This window comes from Actinoplanes sp. NPDC051411, from assembly GCF_040682075.1.
GTDB lineage: Bacteria > Actinomycetota > Actinomycetes > Mycobacteriales > Micromonosporaceae > Actinoplanes.
The window spans coordinates 30,989-47,681 of record NZ_JBFBAD010000043.1 but is presented as its reverse complement, the minus strand read 5'-3'; the positions used below and the strand labels follow the sequence as shown (position 1 = coordinate 47,681).

General features: G+C 71.1%; 7 protein-coding genes and 1 pseudogene. 5 read left to right on the top strand and 3 right to left on the bottom strand.

Features of this window, described 5'->3' with window-relative positions:
- Window positions 1–152: 152 nt before the first annotated feature.
- The 3 genes from AB0M88_RS23975 (at window position 153) to AB0M88_RS23965 (ending at window position 6,089) form a co-directional block, all read left to right on the top strand.
- Entirely contained in the window at window positions 153–3,854 is a 3,702-nt protein-coding gene (locus tag AB0M88_RS23975) for a CHAT domain-containing protein (protein ID WP_364105737.1), read from the top strand.
- A 132-nt stretch (window positions 3,855–3,986) separates the two neighbouring features.
- On the top strand, window positions 3,987–4,739 hold the full coding sequence (locus AB0M88_RS23970) for a G1 family glutamic endopeptidase (RefSeq protein WP_364105735.1): 753 nt from the start codon (window positions 3,987–3,989) through the stop codon (window positions 4,737–4,739).
- A 102-nt stretch (window positions 4,740–4,841) separates the two neighbouring features.
- A complete protein-coding gene (locus AB0M88_RS23965; RefSeq protein WP_364105733.1) occupies window positions 4,842–6,089 on the top strand; it encodes a PQQ-binding-like beta-propeller repeat protein in 1,248 nt (415 codons plus the stop codon).
- A gap of 19 nt (window positions 6,090–6,108) precedes the next feature.
- Here AB0M88_RS23965 and fxsT read toward each other — a convergent pair whose 3' ends face one another.
- The 3 genes and pseudogenes from fxsT to AB0M88_RS23950 form a co-directional block, all read right to left on the bottom strand.
- Window positions 6,109–8,622 (bottom strand): FxSxx-COOH system tetratricopeptide repeat protein, encoded by a 2,514-nt coding sequence (gene fxsT / locus AB0M88_RS23960; RefSeq protein ID WP_364105731.1) that lies wholly within the window; start codon window positions 8,620–8,622, stop codon window positions 6,109–6,111.
- Between the two features lie 352 nt (window positions 8,623–8,974).
- A complete protein-coding gene (locus AB0M88_RS23955; RefSeq protein ID WP_364105729.1) occupies window positions 8,975–11,977 on the bottom strand; it encodes an NB-ARC domain-containing protein in 3,003 nt (1,000 codons plus the stop codon).
- Between the two features lie 53 nt (window positions 11,978–12,030).
- A pseudogene (locus AB0M88_RS23950) lies at window positions 12,031–12,135 on the bottom strand (SAM-dependent methyltransferase); the annotation flags it as partial.
- 65 nt (window positions 12,136–12,200) lie between these two features.
- On the opposite strand from AB0M88_RS23950, the gene fdh reads away from it, so the two are divergent.
- Together fdh and AB0M88_RS23940 are read left to right on the top strand one after the other, a co-directional pair.
- Window positions 12,201–15,449: a formate dehydrogenase gene (gene fdh, locus AB0M88_RS23945; RefSeq protein ID WP_364105727.1), complete on the top strand. Its 3,249-nt coding sequence runs from the start codon at window positions 12,201–12,203 to the stop codon at window positions 15,447–15,449.
- Window positions 15,442–16,584: a 4Fe-4S dicluster domain-containing protein gene (locus AB0M88_RS23940; protein ID WP_364105725.1), complete on the top strand. Its 1,143-nt coding sequence runs from the start codon at window positions 15,442–15,444 to the stop codon at window positions 16,582–16,584. The genes fdh and AB0M88_RS23940 overlap by 8 nt, the downstream gene beginning before the upstream one ends.
- The last annotated feature ends 109 nt before the right edge of the window (window positions 16,585–16,693 follow it).

Sequence of the window (16,693 nt, the reverse complement as noted above, 5' to 3'; positions counted from 1 at the left end):
GCCTTTTTCTGTACGCGTGGCGCGGCGAAACCGAAGCGGCCGCGCGATATCGGCCACCGACGCCGGTCGTTCCGGCGCGGTGCCGGCGGGTGGCGGCCGGTTGTAGTCCTCTGGTACCTCTGGGTGTTCGGCGGCGACCTGGGGGAGGCCGGATGCGGCGGCGGGATGGGGATCCGGTGGCGCGGCTGCGGCAGCGGCTCGACGCGTTCGGGTCCAGTTCGGACGCTCGGCACGTGCTGGAGCCGGCGGCCGTCGACACGGCCGAGGAGGTACTCGGGCAGGCCGGTGGGCGGGTCGACCCGCGGACGGCCGAGGCGGTCTTTCTCATTGCCTGCTTCTACTGGTACCGCTTTCAGCTGCTGCCGGCCGGGCGGCGGCAGGCCGACCTCGACCGGGCGGTCGCGCTGACCGAGGCACTGATGGGGGCGGTGCCGCAGCTGGTGCCGGCGTCGATCGTGATGCTGCTCGCCGCGCACGGGGGCAAGGCGCACGGGGGCAAGGCGCACGGGGGCAAGGCGCGCCGGCCGGAGCCGGCCGGCGACGAGGCGCAGAAGCTGTTTCTCGAAGCGGCGCAGATCATGGGCCGGGCCGAGCGGAGCGGCGACTACAGCGGGGCCGACCGGGCGGCCGACCTGCTGCGGCGAGCCGTCGCGAAGGGGAAAGGGCCCGCGCGGCTGCATTTCCTGTCGGCGCTCGGCCGCGTTCATCGCGACATCTTCCTGCACCGCGGGCGGCCGGCCGAGCATCTTCGCAAGGCGGTCGAACTGCACCGGGAGAGCCTGGAATCGACGCCGGGCGGCGACCGGGAACGGCCGACGCGGATGTTCAACCTCGGCAACGTTCTCGGTGACCTGTTCGAGGTCAGTGGTGACCCGGCCCGGCTGAACGAGTCGATTGTTCTGCTCGGCGACGTCGAGCGGGCGGCCGGCGTCGATCCGCGGATCCGGGCGATGGCGCAGGGCAATCTGGGTCAGCGGCTGAGGGACCGCTGGCTGTTGCGGCGCGATCGGGCCGATCTGGACCGGGCGGTGGAAACGCTGGCGGCCGCGGTCGCGGGCCTGTCCGACGCGCGCTTTTTCGTGGTGCTCGGCACGGCCTATACGGAAAGATATGTCGAGACCCGCGATCCGGCCGACCGGGACCGCGCGATCGATGCTTATCGGAATGCGCCGCAAGCCAGTGCCACGCTCGGTCCACTGCTCGGCGACCGGTACGAGAGCACCAATGATCCCGCCGATCTGGACGGGGCGATCGACGCTTATCGGAATGCCGGCGGCGCCGCGATGAAGCATGCCGCCGGACAGTTGCTCGAGACCCGTTATGAACGGAATCGCCAGGGCGCCGATCTGAACGAGTCGATTTATCTGCTGCGGCTGAGCATCGACGAGGCCGTCGACGACGAGACGCGGGGCGAGCGGCTGGCCTCTCTGGCCTACACGTTCAGTCGATGGCACGCGGATCTGCCGGGAATCGACGGGTTGCGGCTTGCCGAGGAGGCGCTGATCGAGGCGGAGCGGCTTTTGCCGGCCGGGCACCCGGCGCGTCCGGACGCATTGAACAACCTCGGCAATCTGTGGCGGGAAGATGCCGACCGCACCGGCCGGATCGACCGGTTGGAACCGGCGGCCGCACTGCTCCGGGAGGCCGCCTCCGCCGATTCGCCGAAGACGCCGCTCTATCTGTCCAATCTCAGCCTGGTGCTGCAGGCGCTGTTCGGCCACACCCAGGACATGCCGACGCTCACCGAGGCGATCGAGGTACTGCGAAGGGCGCTGGCCACGACGCCGCCCGACTATCCCGACCGGCTTCTGCTGCTGACCAACTACGGCTCGGCGCTCAACCGCCGGGTCGAGGCCACGGCCGGCGACAAAGACCAGAATCAGCACGATGCCACCGCGTCGGTGGCCTCTCTGCGAGAGGCCGCTCTGCTCGTACGGCGGGACGGTGACGCCGGGGCCGAAGCGGCGACTCTCGGCACACTGGCTCTGGCCAACCTGAGTCGCTACCAGGTGACCGGCGAGGCGGAAGCGCTCGACGAAGCGGTCGAAGCGCTGGAGAGGGCCCGCGAGCTGGCCGGCCCGGCCGACCGGCGACGGGCATTCACCAATCTCGGCAACGTGCTGCTGGTGCGGTCCCGGCTCGACGGGCGGTCGGCCGACCTTCCGGCGGCCCTAGACGCGTATCGGCGGGCACCCGAGGGATTGGACGCCGGCCACGCCGAACAAACGATGTATCTGCTCAACATCGCGACGGCGCTGGACGAAGCTCTCGGCGTACCGGAAAGGGCGCAGGCGGAAGTCGAAGCCCTCCGAAACGAGGCGCTGGCCGCGCTCAGCGCGGCGAGCGCGGTCGAGGCCGCGCCGTCTCTGCTGAGGGCGACGGCCGCCCGAAGATATGCCGCACTGGCCGAGGGCGCCGGTGATCTGCCCGCGGCTCTGGACGGTTATACGACGGCGATTGAATTGCTCGACCTGGTCGCGTGGCACGGTATGGATCCCGATGATCAGGCGCGATTGCTGACCCGATTCGCCGGACTGGCCGGGGCGGCGGCCGCATGCGCGATCGAGGCGGGCCGGCCGGAGCGGGCGGTCGAGTTGCTGGAATACGGCCGGGGTGTGCTGCTCACGCGGGTGCGGGACGCCCGGGTGAGCCTGGACCGGTTGCGGGAAAGGGAGCCGGCGCGGGCCGATCGGCTGGCCGAAGTGCAGGACCTGCTCGACGGCGCGTCGGCGAATGGGGTGCCCGAGCGACGGCACGAAATGGCGGTTCAGCGCCGGGAAGTGCTGGCCGGCATCCGGCGGGTGCCCGGGTTCGCCGATTTCCTGCGGCCGCCGGAATTCGCCGATCTGGTGCGTGCGGCCGATCGCGGGCCGGTTGTCGTGGTCAATGTGGCTGGTCGCCGATGCGACGCGCTGGTGCTGGCCGGCGGTGAGGTCCGGGTCGTTTCGCTGCCGGGGCTGAGCGCCGGCGAACTGGCCGACCGGGTCGTCGCTTTCCTGACCGCGGTCGGCGTGGTCACCTCGTCCCCCGACGACCGCGGCCGGGGGACGGCCCGCCGGATGATCGCCGAAACGATCGAATGGTTGTCGAGCGTTGTCGCCGAGCCGGTGCTCGATGTTCTGGGGCCGGAGATTTCCCGTGTCTGGTGGTGCCCGACCGGTTTGCTGAGCCTTTTGCCGTTGCACGCGGCGGCGCTGGACCGAACTGTTCCGTCCTATACGGCATCGTTGCGGGAGCTTCTGCACGACGGCGCGAATATCGTCGACACCGCGCTTTTCGTCGGGATGCCGAAGACTGAAGGCCTGGCCGATCTGCCCGGGGTGGCACGGGAGGAAAGGATCGTCGCCGGACATGTGACTCGGGTCCGATCGCTGGTCGGCCCGGAGGCCCGCAAAGAAGAGGTGCTGGCCGCATTGGCGGGAAGTCCGGCCGTGCATTTCTCGTGTCACGGCAGCCAGGATCTGGCCGTTCCGGCGCTCGGTCGACTCGCCTTGGCCGATGGGCCGTTGAGCGTCCGCGATCTGTGGGACCTCCGGTCGACCGGACCGGCCGGGCTGGCCGTGCTGTCGGCCTGCGAGACCGTGCGGGGCGGGGAGGTGCTGCCGGACGAGACGATCAGCCTCGGCACGGCGTTTCAGATCGCCGGCTTCCGGCACGTGATCGGCTCGCTGTGGTCGATCGCCGACTCGATCACGGCCGTGGTGTGTTCGCGGCTCTATGACGGCCTGGCCGTTCCCGGCGGCATCGATCCGTCCCGGTCGGCGGTCGCGCTGCACGCCGCGGTGCTGGAAGTCAGGCGGGCGTTGCCGGACGCACCCGAGTTCTGGGCGGCCTATGCGCACTTCGGTCCGTAGCAGAATTCACCCTTGTCTAGATAGGCACGTCACGACCGCTTTTACGGGTGATTTACCAAAGTAGATATTTTCGTGCGTCAATTTCTGTCCTATGGTGGCGCTCAACCCCTCACGCCTCGCGAAGGAGCCATCATGCGACTGCGCTCAGCCCACCGGCTGGCCACCGTACTGGCCACTGCCGCCCTGCTCACCCCGGTCTCCGCCGGCCCGGCAACCGCCGCCGGCGGCTTCGGCCCGGCCCACCACCCCGCCGGGGCCACCGCACTCCGGACGATCGGCGGCAACTTCAACATCAACGGGTACAACTGGGGCGGCTACGCGGCCACGGGCACCTTCAGCTCGGTCGCCGCCACCTGGTCCGAGCCCACCGTGAAGTGCAACTCCCGCAGCGACCTGTACGCGCCCTGGGTCGGCATCGACGGCTATTCGTCGTCGACCGTCGAGCAGACCGGCGTCGCGACCGACTGCTCGTCCGGCTCGGCGGTCTACCAGGCCTGGTACGAGATGTACCCGGCCGCGCCGGTCTACCTGAGCTCGTCGTCCTACCCGGTGCGGGCCGGTGACAGCATCCACGCCTCGGTCACCCACACCAGCGGCAGCACCTACACGCTGGCGATCAGCGACACGACCCGCGGCTGGAACTACTCGACCAACAAGTCGCTCTCCGGCGCCCGCAACGCGAACGCCGAGGCGATCATCGAGTCGCCCCCCGGCAAATACCCGAACTTCGGCTCGCTCAAGTTCACCTCGGTGACCGCGAACGGCTCGCCGATCGGCAACTTCAGCCCGGTCGCGATGGACCCGAGCGCCAACGGCGTCTACGAAGCGCACGCCAGCGCCCTTTCCGGAGGCAACAGCTTCACCATGACCTACTCACACGAGTAACGCCCAGCCGACGCGCCCCGGGGGATCCCGGGGCGCGTCGCGCGCTCCCACCTTCGCCGGAAGCCCAGGTGTTCCGGGCCGCGAGCGCGCTAGATTTCTGGCGTGACGATCGCCGATCTTGACGTCGCCGCGCGGCCGGCCGGACGGCCGCTGGGGATGGTGCCGTCACGGTCGGTGGCGCTGCTGGTCATCGGGCTGTTCACGCTGGCCCTGGTCACCGGGTCGGTCCGGTCGGCCCCGCACCTCACCGGGCTGCTGTGGTCTGGGCCGTACGACCGGGACAACGACACTGTGACGCTGACGCCGGCGACGCTCTACGTGTCGCATCACGCGACGCTGACGGCGTACGGGCTGGCCGACGGCGCGGTGCGGTGGTCGGCCGCGTCGCCCGGCGTGGTGGCGGCGGTTCCGTCCGTGGCCGGCGGGGTGATCGTGGCGCCGGACGGCTTCGAGAGGTACTTCGAACGCCCCGACCTGCTGCTCTCCCGGACGACCCGCACGATCGGCCGGGACGCGCGGACCGGTGCGGTGCTGTGGCGGGCGGCGGGCGCCCCGCAGGACGTCACCGACCGGTCGGTGCTGCTGCTCGACGACACCGGCGGGCCGCCCGAACTCCGCGACGTCGGACTGCACGACGGCCGCGTGCTGTGGAGCCGGCCGGTGCCCGGCCTGGCGAGCGTGGTCGTCGCGGGCGGCGCGGTGGTCACGGCGGGCGTGGACGGGCGGCTCACGGTCCTGCGGTACGCCGACGGTGCTGTTACGCGTACGGCAAAGGTGCCGTGGCCGGGCAACGCCCGGCTGTCCGCCGCCGCCGGCCGCCTGGTTGTCACCAGCCAGGGCTCGTCCGGTCAGGCGAACACGGTGTACCGCCCCGACACGCTCGCCGAGTTGTGGCATGCCGGCGGCTCACTCTTCGACTGCCGGGCGGTGCTGTGCGGCACGGTGCCGGGCGCCCTGATCGGCTACGACCCGGACACCGGCGCGGGCCGCTGGCGCCTGCCCGGCGTGACGGTCGCCTGGCCGGTCCGCGACGACCGGATCATCGCCTCGTCCGACCTGGACGGCCGCTTTCAGCTCCTCGACCCGGCGACCGGCCGCCCACTCGGCGCCGGGAGCGCCGGGCTCGGCAGCTGGCGCCCGGACGGGCGGACCACCGTGTCCGGCGCCCCGGAGGCGTCGTCGGCCTACGTGATCCGCGACGAGGCCGCGCTCGTACGCCTCGACCTGCGCACCGGCAGCCAGTACCTCGCGGGCACGGTGGCCGGCACCGGGTGGATCGGCTGCCGCAACGTCGCGAAGTATCTGGTCTGCCTGCAGAACAACCGGCTCACGGTGACCGCCGTCGACTGACGCCGGGCGCCCTACGTCGCTACAAGCTGAGCGGATCGACGTCGCAGTTCACCCGGATGCCCGCGCCGGCCGCCGCGGTGACCGGATGTTCCTCGCCGAGAGTGGTGCGGAACGCGTTCATCGTGGCCTCGAACAGCGTGCTCGCCTCGCCGTCCCGGCCCAGGCCACGGAGGTCCATCGCCAGATTGACGCCGCAGGCGAGCGTCGTGGGGTGCCGTTGACCGAGGAACTTCCCGCACTGCCGGTAGTTTTCCTCGTCGAGCGCGAACGCCTCGTCGAACTCGCCGAGTCCGAAACGGTCACTGGCCAGGTTGATGCGCGCGGCCAGAACCAGCGCGTGCGACTCGCCGAGCCGCTCGCTCAAGGACCGGACGGCCTGCTCGTTCAGGTCCCTTGCCCGCTGATGGTCACCGAGTAGACGCAAGGTCACGGCAAGGTCGGACCGGGCCCCGGCGGTGTGCGGGTGGCCGTCGCCGTACCGCTCTACGAGACTCCGCAACGCGGCCTCGCCGGACTCGCGGGCGGCGTTCCAGTCGCCGGTTTCCCGTTGATCGATCGAGACGGTCAGCTGAGCGAGAACCGTTTCCGGATGCTGGTCGCCGTACCGGTCACGGTAGCGGCGAAGCACGTCACTGGACAGGTCGAGGGCCTCCCGGCGCAGGCCCGCCTTACGCCGGAACCGGGCCAGCTCGCGGTTGACGCGCAACAGGTCCGGGTGATCGTCGTAGCCCAGGACACGGCGGGTCGCGACCACGACATCCTCCTGGTCGGCATGCGCCTTGACATAGTCGCCGAGCTCACGCCGGTCGAGGTTGATGCCGCCGGCGGTGAGCAGGCTGTCCGGATGATCGTTGCCGAAGATCTGCACCTTCGACTGATACGTCCGCTCGTCGAGTTGAAGGGCCCGCCCGAAGAGGCCGGAGAGCCGCATGCTGACGGCGAGATTGTGGGCCGCGTTCAGCGTGAACGGGTCGTCGGCGCCGAAGGCCCGGTCGGCACGCTCGTAGACGGTCTGGGAGAGCACCAGGGCGCCGGCGAAGTCGCCGGCCACGCGGCGGTCGGACGCGACCGCACCCATCGCGTTCAGGGTCTCCGCGGCGTCTTCGCCCTCCGCTGACCGGTAGAGCTCCAGAGTCCTGGCATTCAGGGTGGCCGCGACCGGGTAGTCGCCGATCACGAAGTGCAGGAAGCCGAGCCAGTAGGCCATCCGCAACGTGCCCGGCTCACTCTCGTCACCCCACTCCAACCAGGCCCGGTAGGCGCGCCGGGCGAGTTCGCGGGCTTCTTCGTGCTCGCCCCATCGCCAGAGATAGCGGACCTCGTTCATGATCATGGCGCGGACGAGATCGTCCCGGCAGCTCTCGGCCTGCGAGGCGACGAGGTGGGGATACAGCTCGGCGTACCGGGGCCAGTAATCCGGATCGTCCGGCTGATCGGGGTCGTTGCCCGCGAGAATGAGGTGGGCGCCGTGACGCATGGCCTCGCGCGTGGCCGGGTCCATCTGGCTGATCAGGACCCGCTGAACCAGACGGTGCATCTGGAAGGAGCCGCTGCGGTGATCGAGGCGGACGAGTGCCAGCTTGCCGATGGTGCGGATCGCCCTGTCGCGACGATCCGAGTTGAACACCAGCGGGTCGAGCTTGGAGATCAGTTGCTTGCTGATCGGTTCCGGCGCCAAGAACGCACACAGCTGCAACAGCCGCAGGGCCGAGGGATCGCGCCGGCCCAGGCCCTGCAGCGAGATGTTCCAGACCGCGGCCACCTGGGGCGGATAATCCAGCTCCTCGCGGGCCGAGTCTTCGCCCAGTTCCGATCGGCTCTCGTCGAGGAGCGTCAGATAGTCATCGGGCGCCATCTTCGTCTCGGCCCGCCAGGCGGCCGCCGCCTCGATCGCCAGCGGCAGGTCACCGAGGACGGTGGCCAGCCGGTCGGCGTCGTCCGAGGCGAGGCCGGGGTCGCGGCGGCGCATCAGCTCGACGCTTTCGTTCCGGTCGAAGACCTGGATCGGCAGGGCGCTCGCCATTTCGCTCCAGTTCGGATTTCGCGAGGTGACCACGATGCTCCCCGGACCCCCGCGCGGGAAGAAACGCTCGACCTCCGCCGGATTCTCGGCGTTGTCGAAGATGAGAAGCCAATTCGCGTACGGCCGGCCGATCCGTAACGCTTCGAGAGCGGCCGGCACGGCGGTATTCGCCGTCATCGGCACCGGCAATGCGAGACGGGCGGCCAGGTCGGTCAACGCGGTTCGGATCTGGGTCGGCTGCTCGGCCGGGACCCACCAGATCAGGTCGAAGTCTGACTGATGCCGATACACGTACTCGGTGACGAGCTGCGACTTGCCGATTCCGCCCGGGCCGTGGACCGCCGAAGGAAGAACCGCGGTCGTGCCCGTCCGAAGCCGCTGGTGGAGCCGGTCGAGCAGCTCGCTCCGGCCGGTGAAGTCGGCGTTGCGCAGCGGCAGATTACCGACGACGGCCGGAAGGCGGGAGGCGTGTTGCCGACCCGCCGGCAATTCGTTGATGATGCTCGGCACCGAGCTTCCTTCCGCATCTGGACCGAGACTCACCGGCGGCAAGCCACCGGCGTCAGGTCTCGGCGTACCCCGTGACGACATTGACTCAGACATCGCGGACTCCATTGCAAAGCCGTCGGTCGTAACTCTCGGCGGCACGTTGTGCCGATACCGCCATCGGAGCGGCGTGACGGTTCCCGACAATAACCGGCAAGCCCGATTGAAGTGTTACCAGTAGCTGTATTTTTCAGCGGCGTCGCCCGGACGGCCACGGCTCGACCGGCTTATTGAACAGTGTGGCCGGAATGAACAATGCGAGGGGCCGGCGTCGACATAGGACGCGGCTCCCGGCTGAGCCGGCCCGGTAGCCGAATCAGCCGCCTGTCGCCGGCGGACGGAAGTGGAAGCGGTAGAGGCCGGCGGCGCCGGCGACGGACAGGGTGCGGGGAGAGGTCCAGGTGCAGGCGTACGCCACCTGGTCGAGCCGCATCATGGCGACCGCGCCGTCGGTCCCGTGCCAGATCTGGATCGCCCGCCGGCTGTCGACGGTGGCCAGGTGGTCGCCATCGGGGGAGATCGCCAGCGATCGGATCAGGCCGCCGGCCGCGGTGCGGAACCGGGTGCGCTGCCGGCTTCTCAGGTCGAACAGGTCGAGGGCCGGGCCCCGCGCGACCGCGATTTTCCAGCCGTCGGAGGTGACGGCCACGGCGCCGATCAGGCCGGGGGCGTCGGTCGCGCGGCGGCGTATCGTGCCGGTCGCGGGATCGACCAGCACGATGTCGTGGTCGGTGGTCGCGACCACGAGCACGCCGCCGTCGGGGCTGAACGCGGCCGTCGTCACGCCTCGCACCTGCCACAGCGCGCGCCCGTCGGCGCTGTCCCAGAGCTGCAGTGGTGCGTCCGGCCCCCAGGTGGCGATCAGCGAGCCGCCCGGCGCGATGAGGATCGAGGCCGCGTCGCCCTGGTGGCCGCGCAGGACCGACCGGATGCCGCCGGTCACCGTGTCGCGGATCGTCCGGTCGTCGCCGAGCACGAACCAGGCGCCGTCGTCGGCGACCGCGGCGGCCGAGACCGGGCCGGGCGCGGCCACGAAGTGTGAGCCGATGTTGATCGCCTGGTCGGTCGCGGTCAGCAGCGTCCGGCCGTCGGGGGAGAGCGAGACCGCGCGCAGCGGTCCGCCGGCCGGCACCGACCGGGGGCCGAAGCCGGCCTCCCAGACGCGCACCAGTTCGTCCTGACCGCCGGTGGCCAGCCACTGCCCGCCGGGCGCCACCGCGAGAGCGTCGACCCGCCCGTCGACCCAGTTCAGGGAGTCGGTGCTGCCGCGATGACCGGGGTAGCGGCGAAGCTCCCGGCCGCTCGCGGTCCACAGGAGAACTCGGTTGTCGATCCCGCCGACGGCGAGCCACCTCTCGTCCGGGGCCCAGACCAGGCACTGGGCGGGGCCGCCCAGCCGGGTCTCGTCCATCGTCCGGAGGTCCCACCGGCGGGTCGGGGAGGACCAGTGGGCGGTGGCCAGGAACCGGGAGGACGGGCTGACGGCGAGGGCCGAGACGACGCCGCCGGTGGAGAAGTGGAGGGTCTTGCGGCCGGAGCCCGGGTTGAAGACGCGGACCTGGCCGGTGAAGTCGCCGGACGCCACGAAGCCGCCGTCCGGCGCGATCGCCACCGACCGGGCCGCCGCTCCCGGCCCGCGCAGCTGGCGCCGGGGCCGCCCGCTGACCGCGTCCCACAGCCGTACCGTGCCGTCCTCGCCGCCGGTCACCAGCCAGCTTCCGTCGGGCGAGATCGCGACGGTCCACACCGGCCCGCTGCCGCAGTCCAGTTCGGCCCGCGCCTCGCCGGTGGCGGCGTCCCACAGCCGTACGAGATGGTCGTTGCCGGCGGTGACCAGCCACCCGCCGTTCGGTGCGATCGCCAGCGCGTGGACCGCCTCCGGATGGGCTTTGATCCGCAGCCGTAGCGAGCCGTCGGTGAGGTTCCACGCGCGCACCTCGCCGGTCACCGTCCCGGCCGCGAGCCAGCTTCCGTCCGGTGCGACGGCGAGGGCCTGGGTCCACGACCCGGCGGCCAGGGTGCGGATCAGCGCCGGGTCGAGCGGGTCGGGCACCACGCCCTCGACCGCCAGGACCGGCTGGTGGGACGTCGGCAACCGGCTGTGCAGGATGTCGGTCACGGCGTGCGGCGGATCGGTCGGCGCCAGCAGGTGGGCGGCCCGGGCCAGGGTCCGGCGCAGATCGCCGGAAGGCCGGCGGGCGAGGTCGGCGAGCGGTCCGGCGAGGCCGTCCCGCTCCAGGCGTACGGCGAGCCAGTCGAGTCCCGGCGGCTCGCGCCCGGCGGCGAGCAGATGTTCGACGTAGTGGTGCCGCAGGTAGCGGGAGTCGGCCGGCACCGGGGTGCTGTCGAGCAGCGCGGCGTGCAGGGCGGGTGCGCCGGCGGCGGCTCCCGGCAGCCGTACGGTGGCGCCCACGCCCGTCGAAGCCCGCGCGATCAGCCGCAGGTCGGCGAGCCGCGAGAGCAGTGCGTCGGCTTCGTCGCGGGTCATCCGGCCGGTCTCGAACCAGAATCCCAGCACCAGCTCGACCGGCACCGCGTCGTCGGCGAACACCGCCAGCTCGGCCCACCGGTCCCGTTCGTCGGGCTTGAGCAGGTCGGCCAGCGCCGTCACCGCCCCGTCCCGTTCGAGCGCGAAGGCGACCGCCCGCGGGTCGGGCCGGTCGGCGAGCAGCCGGTTGGCCCGCCGCAGGGACCGGGGCAGCCCGTCGCCGAGCGAGGCCAGCGCGGCGACCGTCTCCTCGGGCAGCGGCGGTCGCCCGGCCATCAGCACCGACCGGGCCAGCTCCGGCGGCACACGGCCGAGAGCGAGCGAGAGGCCGGCTCCGGCGGCCAGCGACGCGTCGCGGGTGGTGACGAGACGGGCCGAACGGCCGGTGACCGGGAACGCGGCCAGCTGCTCGGCCGAGCGTACGTCGTCGAGGATCAGCAGGTGGGGCCGCTGACCGGCGAGAACCGTGGCGAGTTGTCCAGCGGCGTCGGCCACGTCGGACGCGGGGTGGGCGGGTGCCGGATCCAGCCCGCGTACGAGATGGGAAACCTTGCCCGCCAGGGCACCCAGCCGGGCGTGTGGTCCGAGGGTGACCCAGTGAACGCCGCGGAAGCGGCGCTCGATGCGCGGGTCGGCCCGCACCAGCCGGGCCAGCGTGGTCGTCCCCGAACCGGCCGGCCCGTGCACCGTGACCGTCATGCCCGGTTCGCGCAGCGCGTCGACGATGCGGGCGACCTCGGCCGCCCGGCCCAGCATCCCGCCCGCCGGCACCGGCTCCCCGGGCGCGGTGCGTGCGCCCCGCAGGCGGGCGGCGAGCCGGCGGAAGTCCATGATCAGCTCTTGCGGCCGACTCCCGCGTAGAGGCCGACCGCGGCCCGGTCGGGGATCTCGTCACCCGACTGCCGGTCGGCCGCGAAGTTGTCCTTGCCGCCCAGCCAGTAGTCGTAGCGGCGGGCCGGGTGGGCGACCGACGTGTCGAGCTGATCCATGGGCGACATCATTTCGTCCCCGGCGCCCGTGCGAAACCCCGCGAGTCGGGCTAGGGTCTGATCTCGTGGGCGTACGAACCTGGATCGAGGGTTGGCCGGTCTATCGCCAGCTGACCGGGACCGACCCGCTGGGCCGGGGCGCCGCCGCGCAGTCCGACCAGTCGAAGTCGTTGACCGCCCGCACCGAGACCGCCGACTCCGTGGCCCGGTCCGTGTGCCCCTACTGCGCGGTCGGTTGCGGACAGAAGGTCTTCGTCAAGGACGGCAAGGTCGTCCAGATCGAGGGCGACCCCGACAGCCCGGTCTCCCGCGGCCGGCTGTGCCCCAAGGGCTCGGCCAGCAAGAGCCTGGTGACCAGCGACCGGCGCCAGCAGAAGGTGCTCTACCGGCGGGCGTACGGCACTGACTGGGAGACCCTCGACCTCGAGACGGCGATGGACATGATCGCCGACCGGGTGCTGGCCGCGCGCGAGGCGACCTGGCAGGACACCGACCCCGACGGCAAGCCGCTCAACCGCACGCTGGGCATCTCGAGCCTGGGCGGCGCGACGCTCGACAATGAAGAGAACTATCTGATCAAGAAGCTCTTCACGGCGATCGGCGCCATCCAGATCGAGAACCAGGCGCGTATTTGACACTCCGCCACCGTCCCCGGTCTGGGGACCTCCTTCGGCCGTGGCGGGGCCACCAGCTTCCTCCAGGATCTGGCTAACGCCGACTGCATCGTGATTCAGGGTTCCAACATGGCCGAGGCCCACCCGGTGGGCTTCCAGTGGGTGGTGGAGGCCAAGAAGCGCGGCGCCAAGATCATCCACATCGACCCGCGGTTCACGCGGACGAGCGCGCTCGCGCACACTTTTCTGCCGGTGCGCGCGGGGGCCGACATCGCGTTCCTGGGCGGGGTGATCAACTACATCCTGAACAACGAGAAGGACTTCCGGGAGTACGTTCTGGCGTACACCAACGCGTCCATGATCGTGAGTGAGGACTTCCGCGACACCGAGGACCTCGACGGGCTGTTCTCCGGTTTCGACCCGGAGACCAACACCTACGACCAGTCCAGCTGGATGTACTCGGGTTCCGAGGAGGACGCGGCCGGGTCGGGGGAGTCGCACACCGGGCGGGAGACCGCGTCCGGGCTGCGGCACGAGTCGCACGGCGTACCGGTGCCGTCCGACGTGCCGCGTGACCCGACGCTGCAGGATCCGCGCTGCGTCTACCAGATCCTCAAGCGGCACTACGCCCGCTACACGCCCGAGGTCGTCGAGCGGCTCTGCGGCGTGCCCCAGGACAAGTTCCTCGAGGTCTGCGAGGCGTGGACGGCCAACTCGGGCCGCGAGCGCACCAGCGCGCTGGTCTACTCGGTCGGCTGGACCCAGCACAGCGTCGGCGTGCAGTACATCCGCACCGGCGCGATCATCCAGCTGCTGCTCGGCAACATGGGCCGGCCGGGCGGCGGCGTGCTGGCCCTGCGCGGGCACGCCAGCATCCAGGGCTCGACCGACATCCCGACCCTGTTCAACCTGCTGCCCGGCTACCTGCCGATGCCGCACCACACCAAGCACGAGTCGTTCCGCGACTGGGTCGACGAGATCCGCCACCCGGGCCAGAAGGGCTTCTGGGCCAACGCCGAGTCGTACGCGGTCAGCCTGCTCAAGGCCTATTTCGGCGACGCCGCGACCAAGGACAACGACTGGGGCTTCGGCTGGATGCCGAAGATCACCGGCGATCACGGTACGTACCGGCAGACGCTCGACATGATCGACGGGAAGATCAAGGGGTTCTTCCTGCTCGGCCAGAACCCGGCCGTCGGGTCGGCGCACGGCCGCGCCCAGCGGATCGGCATGGCCAACCTCGACTGGCTCGTGGTCCGCGACCTCTACATGATCGAGAGCGCCACGTTCTGGAAGAACGGCCCCGAGGTCGCGACCGGCGAGATGAGCCCGGAGTCGGTCAGGACCGAGGTCTTCTTCATGCCCGCCGCCTCGCACGTCGAGAAGGAGGGCACGTTCACCCAGACCCAGCGCATGCTGCAGTGGCGCGAGAAGGCGGTCGAGCCGCCGGGCGACGCCCGCAGCGATCTCTGGTTCTTCTACCACCTCGGCCGCCGCATCAAGGAGCGGCTGGCCGGGTCGACGCTGCCCCGAGATCAGGGCATCGCGGCACTGACCTGGGAATACGGCCGCGACGAGCCGGACGCCGAGGCCGTGCTCCGGGAGATCAACGGCTACGATCTGACCACCGGCAAGCCACTGTCGACGTTCAACCAGATGAAGCCCGACGGCTCGACCTCCGGTGGCTGCTGGATCTACACCGGCGTCTTCGCCGACGGGGTCAACCAGGCCGCGCGCCGCAAGCCGGGCTCCGAGCAGAACTGGGTGGCCGGCGAGTGGGGCTGGGCCTGGCCGGCCAACCGGCGCACGCTCTACAACCGCGCCTCGGCCGACCCCGACGGCAAGCCCTGGTCGGAGCGGAAGAAGTACGTCTGGTGGGACCCGTCCGGGAAGGAATGGGTCGGCGAGGACGTGCCCGACTTCGAGAAGACGAAGCCGCCCTCGTACCGCCCGCCGGACGGTGCCTCGGGCGTCGAGGCGATCTCGGGCGACGACGCGTTCATCATGCAGGGCGACGGGAAGGGCTGGCTGTACGCCCCGAGCGGCCTCATCGACGGCCCGATGCCGACCCACTACGAGCCGGCCGAGTCGATGGTCCGCAACCCGCTCTACACCCAGCAGGCCAACCCGACCCGCAAGGTCTACGACCGGTCGGACAACCTGACCAACCCGAGCCCGCCCGAACCGCACTCCGAGATCTTCCCGTTCGTCTTCAGCACGAGCCGGCTCACCGAGCACCACACCGCGGGTGGCATGAGCCGCCAGTTGGCCTACCTGTCCGAGCTGCAGCCGGAGATGTTCGTCGAGGTGTCGCCCGAGTTGGCGTCGCTTCGCGGTCTCGACCACCTCGGCTGGGCCCACATCGTGACCGCGCGGGCCGCGATCGAGGCCAAGGTGCTGATCACCGACCGGCTGACCCCGCTGCGCATCGAGGGCCGCATCGTGCACCAGCTCTGGCTGCCCTACCACTGGGGCGGCGAGGGCCTGGTCACCGGCGACTCGGCCAACGACCTCATCGGCATCACCCTCGACCCCAACGTGCTCATTCAGGAGAGCAAGGTCGGCACCTGCGACATCCAGCCCGGCCGCCGGCCGGTCGGTCCGGCGCTCCTGACGTACGTTGAGGGCTACCGTCAGCGCGCGGGACTGACCCCCGACCACCACACGCCGGCCGTCACCAAGGACTCGCCCGATGCCTAACAGCCTGTTCGGACCGCTCGACCCGGCGCCCGACGCCGGGTATGTCGACGCGCCGCCGAGGGTCGGCTTCTTCACCGACACGTCGGTCTGCATCGGCTGCAAGGCGTGCGAGGTGGCGTGCAAGGAGTGGAACGCCATCCCGGACGACGGCTTCAACCTGCTCGGCCAGTCCTACGACAACACCGGTGGGCTGTCGGCCAACTCGTGGCGGCATGTGGCGTTCATCGAGCAGCCCCGGGCCGGCTCCGGCGCGGCCACGGATGTGCCGGGCGCCTTCGCGGGCCAGCCGGTCGGCCCGTCGGCAAGCGCGCGGACCGCGGTCGTGGCGGCCACGACGACCGTGCCGACCGGCACCGAGCCGGGCATCACGCCCGCGGTCGACGCGCTCGCGGCAGCGGCCATGATCGGGACTCCGCCGGGCGCCCCGCAGACCGCCCCCACCCCGACACTGGGTGGGGACACTATTGCAGCCGGGTCCGACAGTTTCTCCGGCTCGTCCACCGGGCCGCAGTTTCTCGGCATGCCGGGATCGGACCTGCCCGGCCGCACGCTCGACGCTCCGCGCAGCGACTTCCGCTGGCTGATGATGTCCAACGTGTGCAAGCACTGCACGCACGCCGCCTGCCTCGACGTCTGCCCGACCGGTGCGCTGTTCCGCACCGAGTTCGGCACGGTCGTCGTGCAGGACGACATCTGCAACGGCTGCGGCTACTGCATTCCGGCCTGCCCGTACGGCGTGATCGACCGCCGCGAGGACGACGGCCGGGCCTGGAAGTGCACGATGTGCTACGACCGCATCGGCGACGGCCTGCAGCCGGCCTGCGCGACCGCGTGCCCGACCGAGTCCATCCAGTACGGCGAGCTCGACGAGCTGCGCGAACGCGCGGCGGCGCGGGTGGCCGCACTGCACGAGCAGGGCGTCGAGTCGGCCCGACTCTACGGCCACGACCCGTCCGACGGGGTGGGCGGCGACGGGGCCTTCTTCCTGCTGCTCGACGAGCCCGAGGTCTACGGCCTGCCGCCCGACCCGGTCGTCGCCACGCGCGACCTGCCCAAGATGTGGAAGAAGGCGGGCCTGGCCGCCCTGACCATCGCCGCCGCCGTGGTGGTCTCGTTCTCCGGAAGGCGCCCATGACCGACCCCCAGCCGACGAGCGATCCCCAGCCGATCAACGGGTCGCGCTCCGAGAGCGCGCGCGGGAATGGTCCGCGGTCCGGGCGCGGCCGGGATGCCGGGGAGCGGCG

Bases quoted from the DNA above. Each gene is read 5' to 3' on its own strand.
- AB0M88_RS23970 (WP_364105735.1), top strand. From the start codon at position 3,987: ATGCGACTGCGCTCAGCCCACCGGCTGGCCACCGTACTGGCCACTGCC.
- AB0M88_RS23975 (WP_364105737.1), top strand. From the start codon at position 153: ATGCGGCGGCGGGATGGGGATCCGGTGGCGCGGCTGCGGCAGCGGCTC.
- AB0M88_RS23955 (WP_364105729.1), bottom strand. From the start codon at position 11,977: ATGGACTTCCGCCGGCTCGCCGCCCGCCTGCGGGGCGCACGCACCGCG.
- AB0M88_RS23940 (WP_364105725.1), top strand. From the start codon at position 15,442: ATGCCTAACAGCCTGTTCGGACCGCTCGACCCGGCGCCCGACGCCGGG.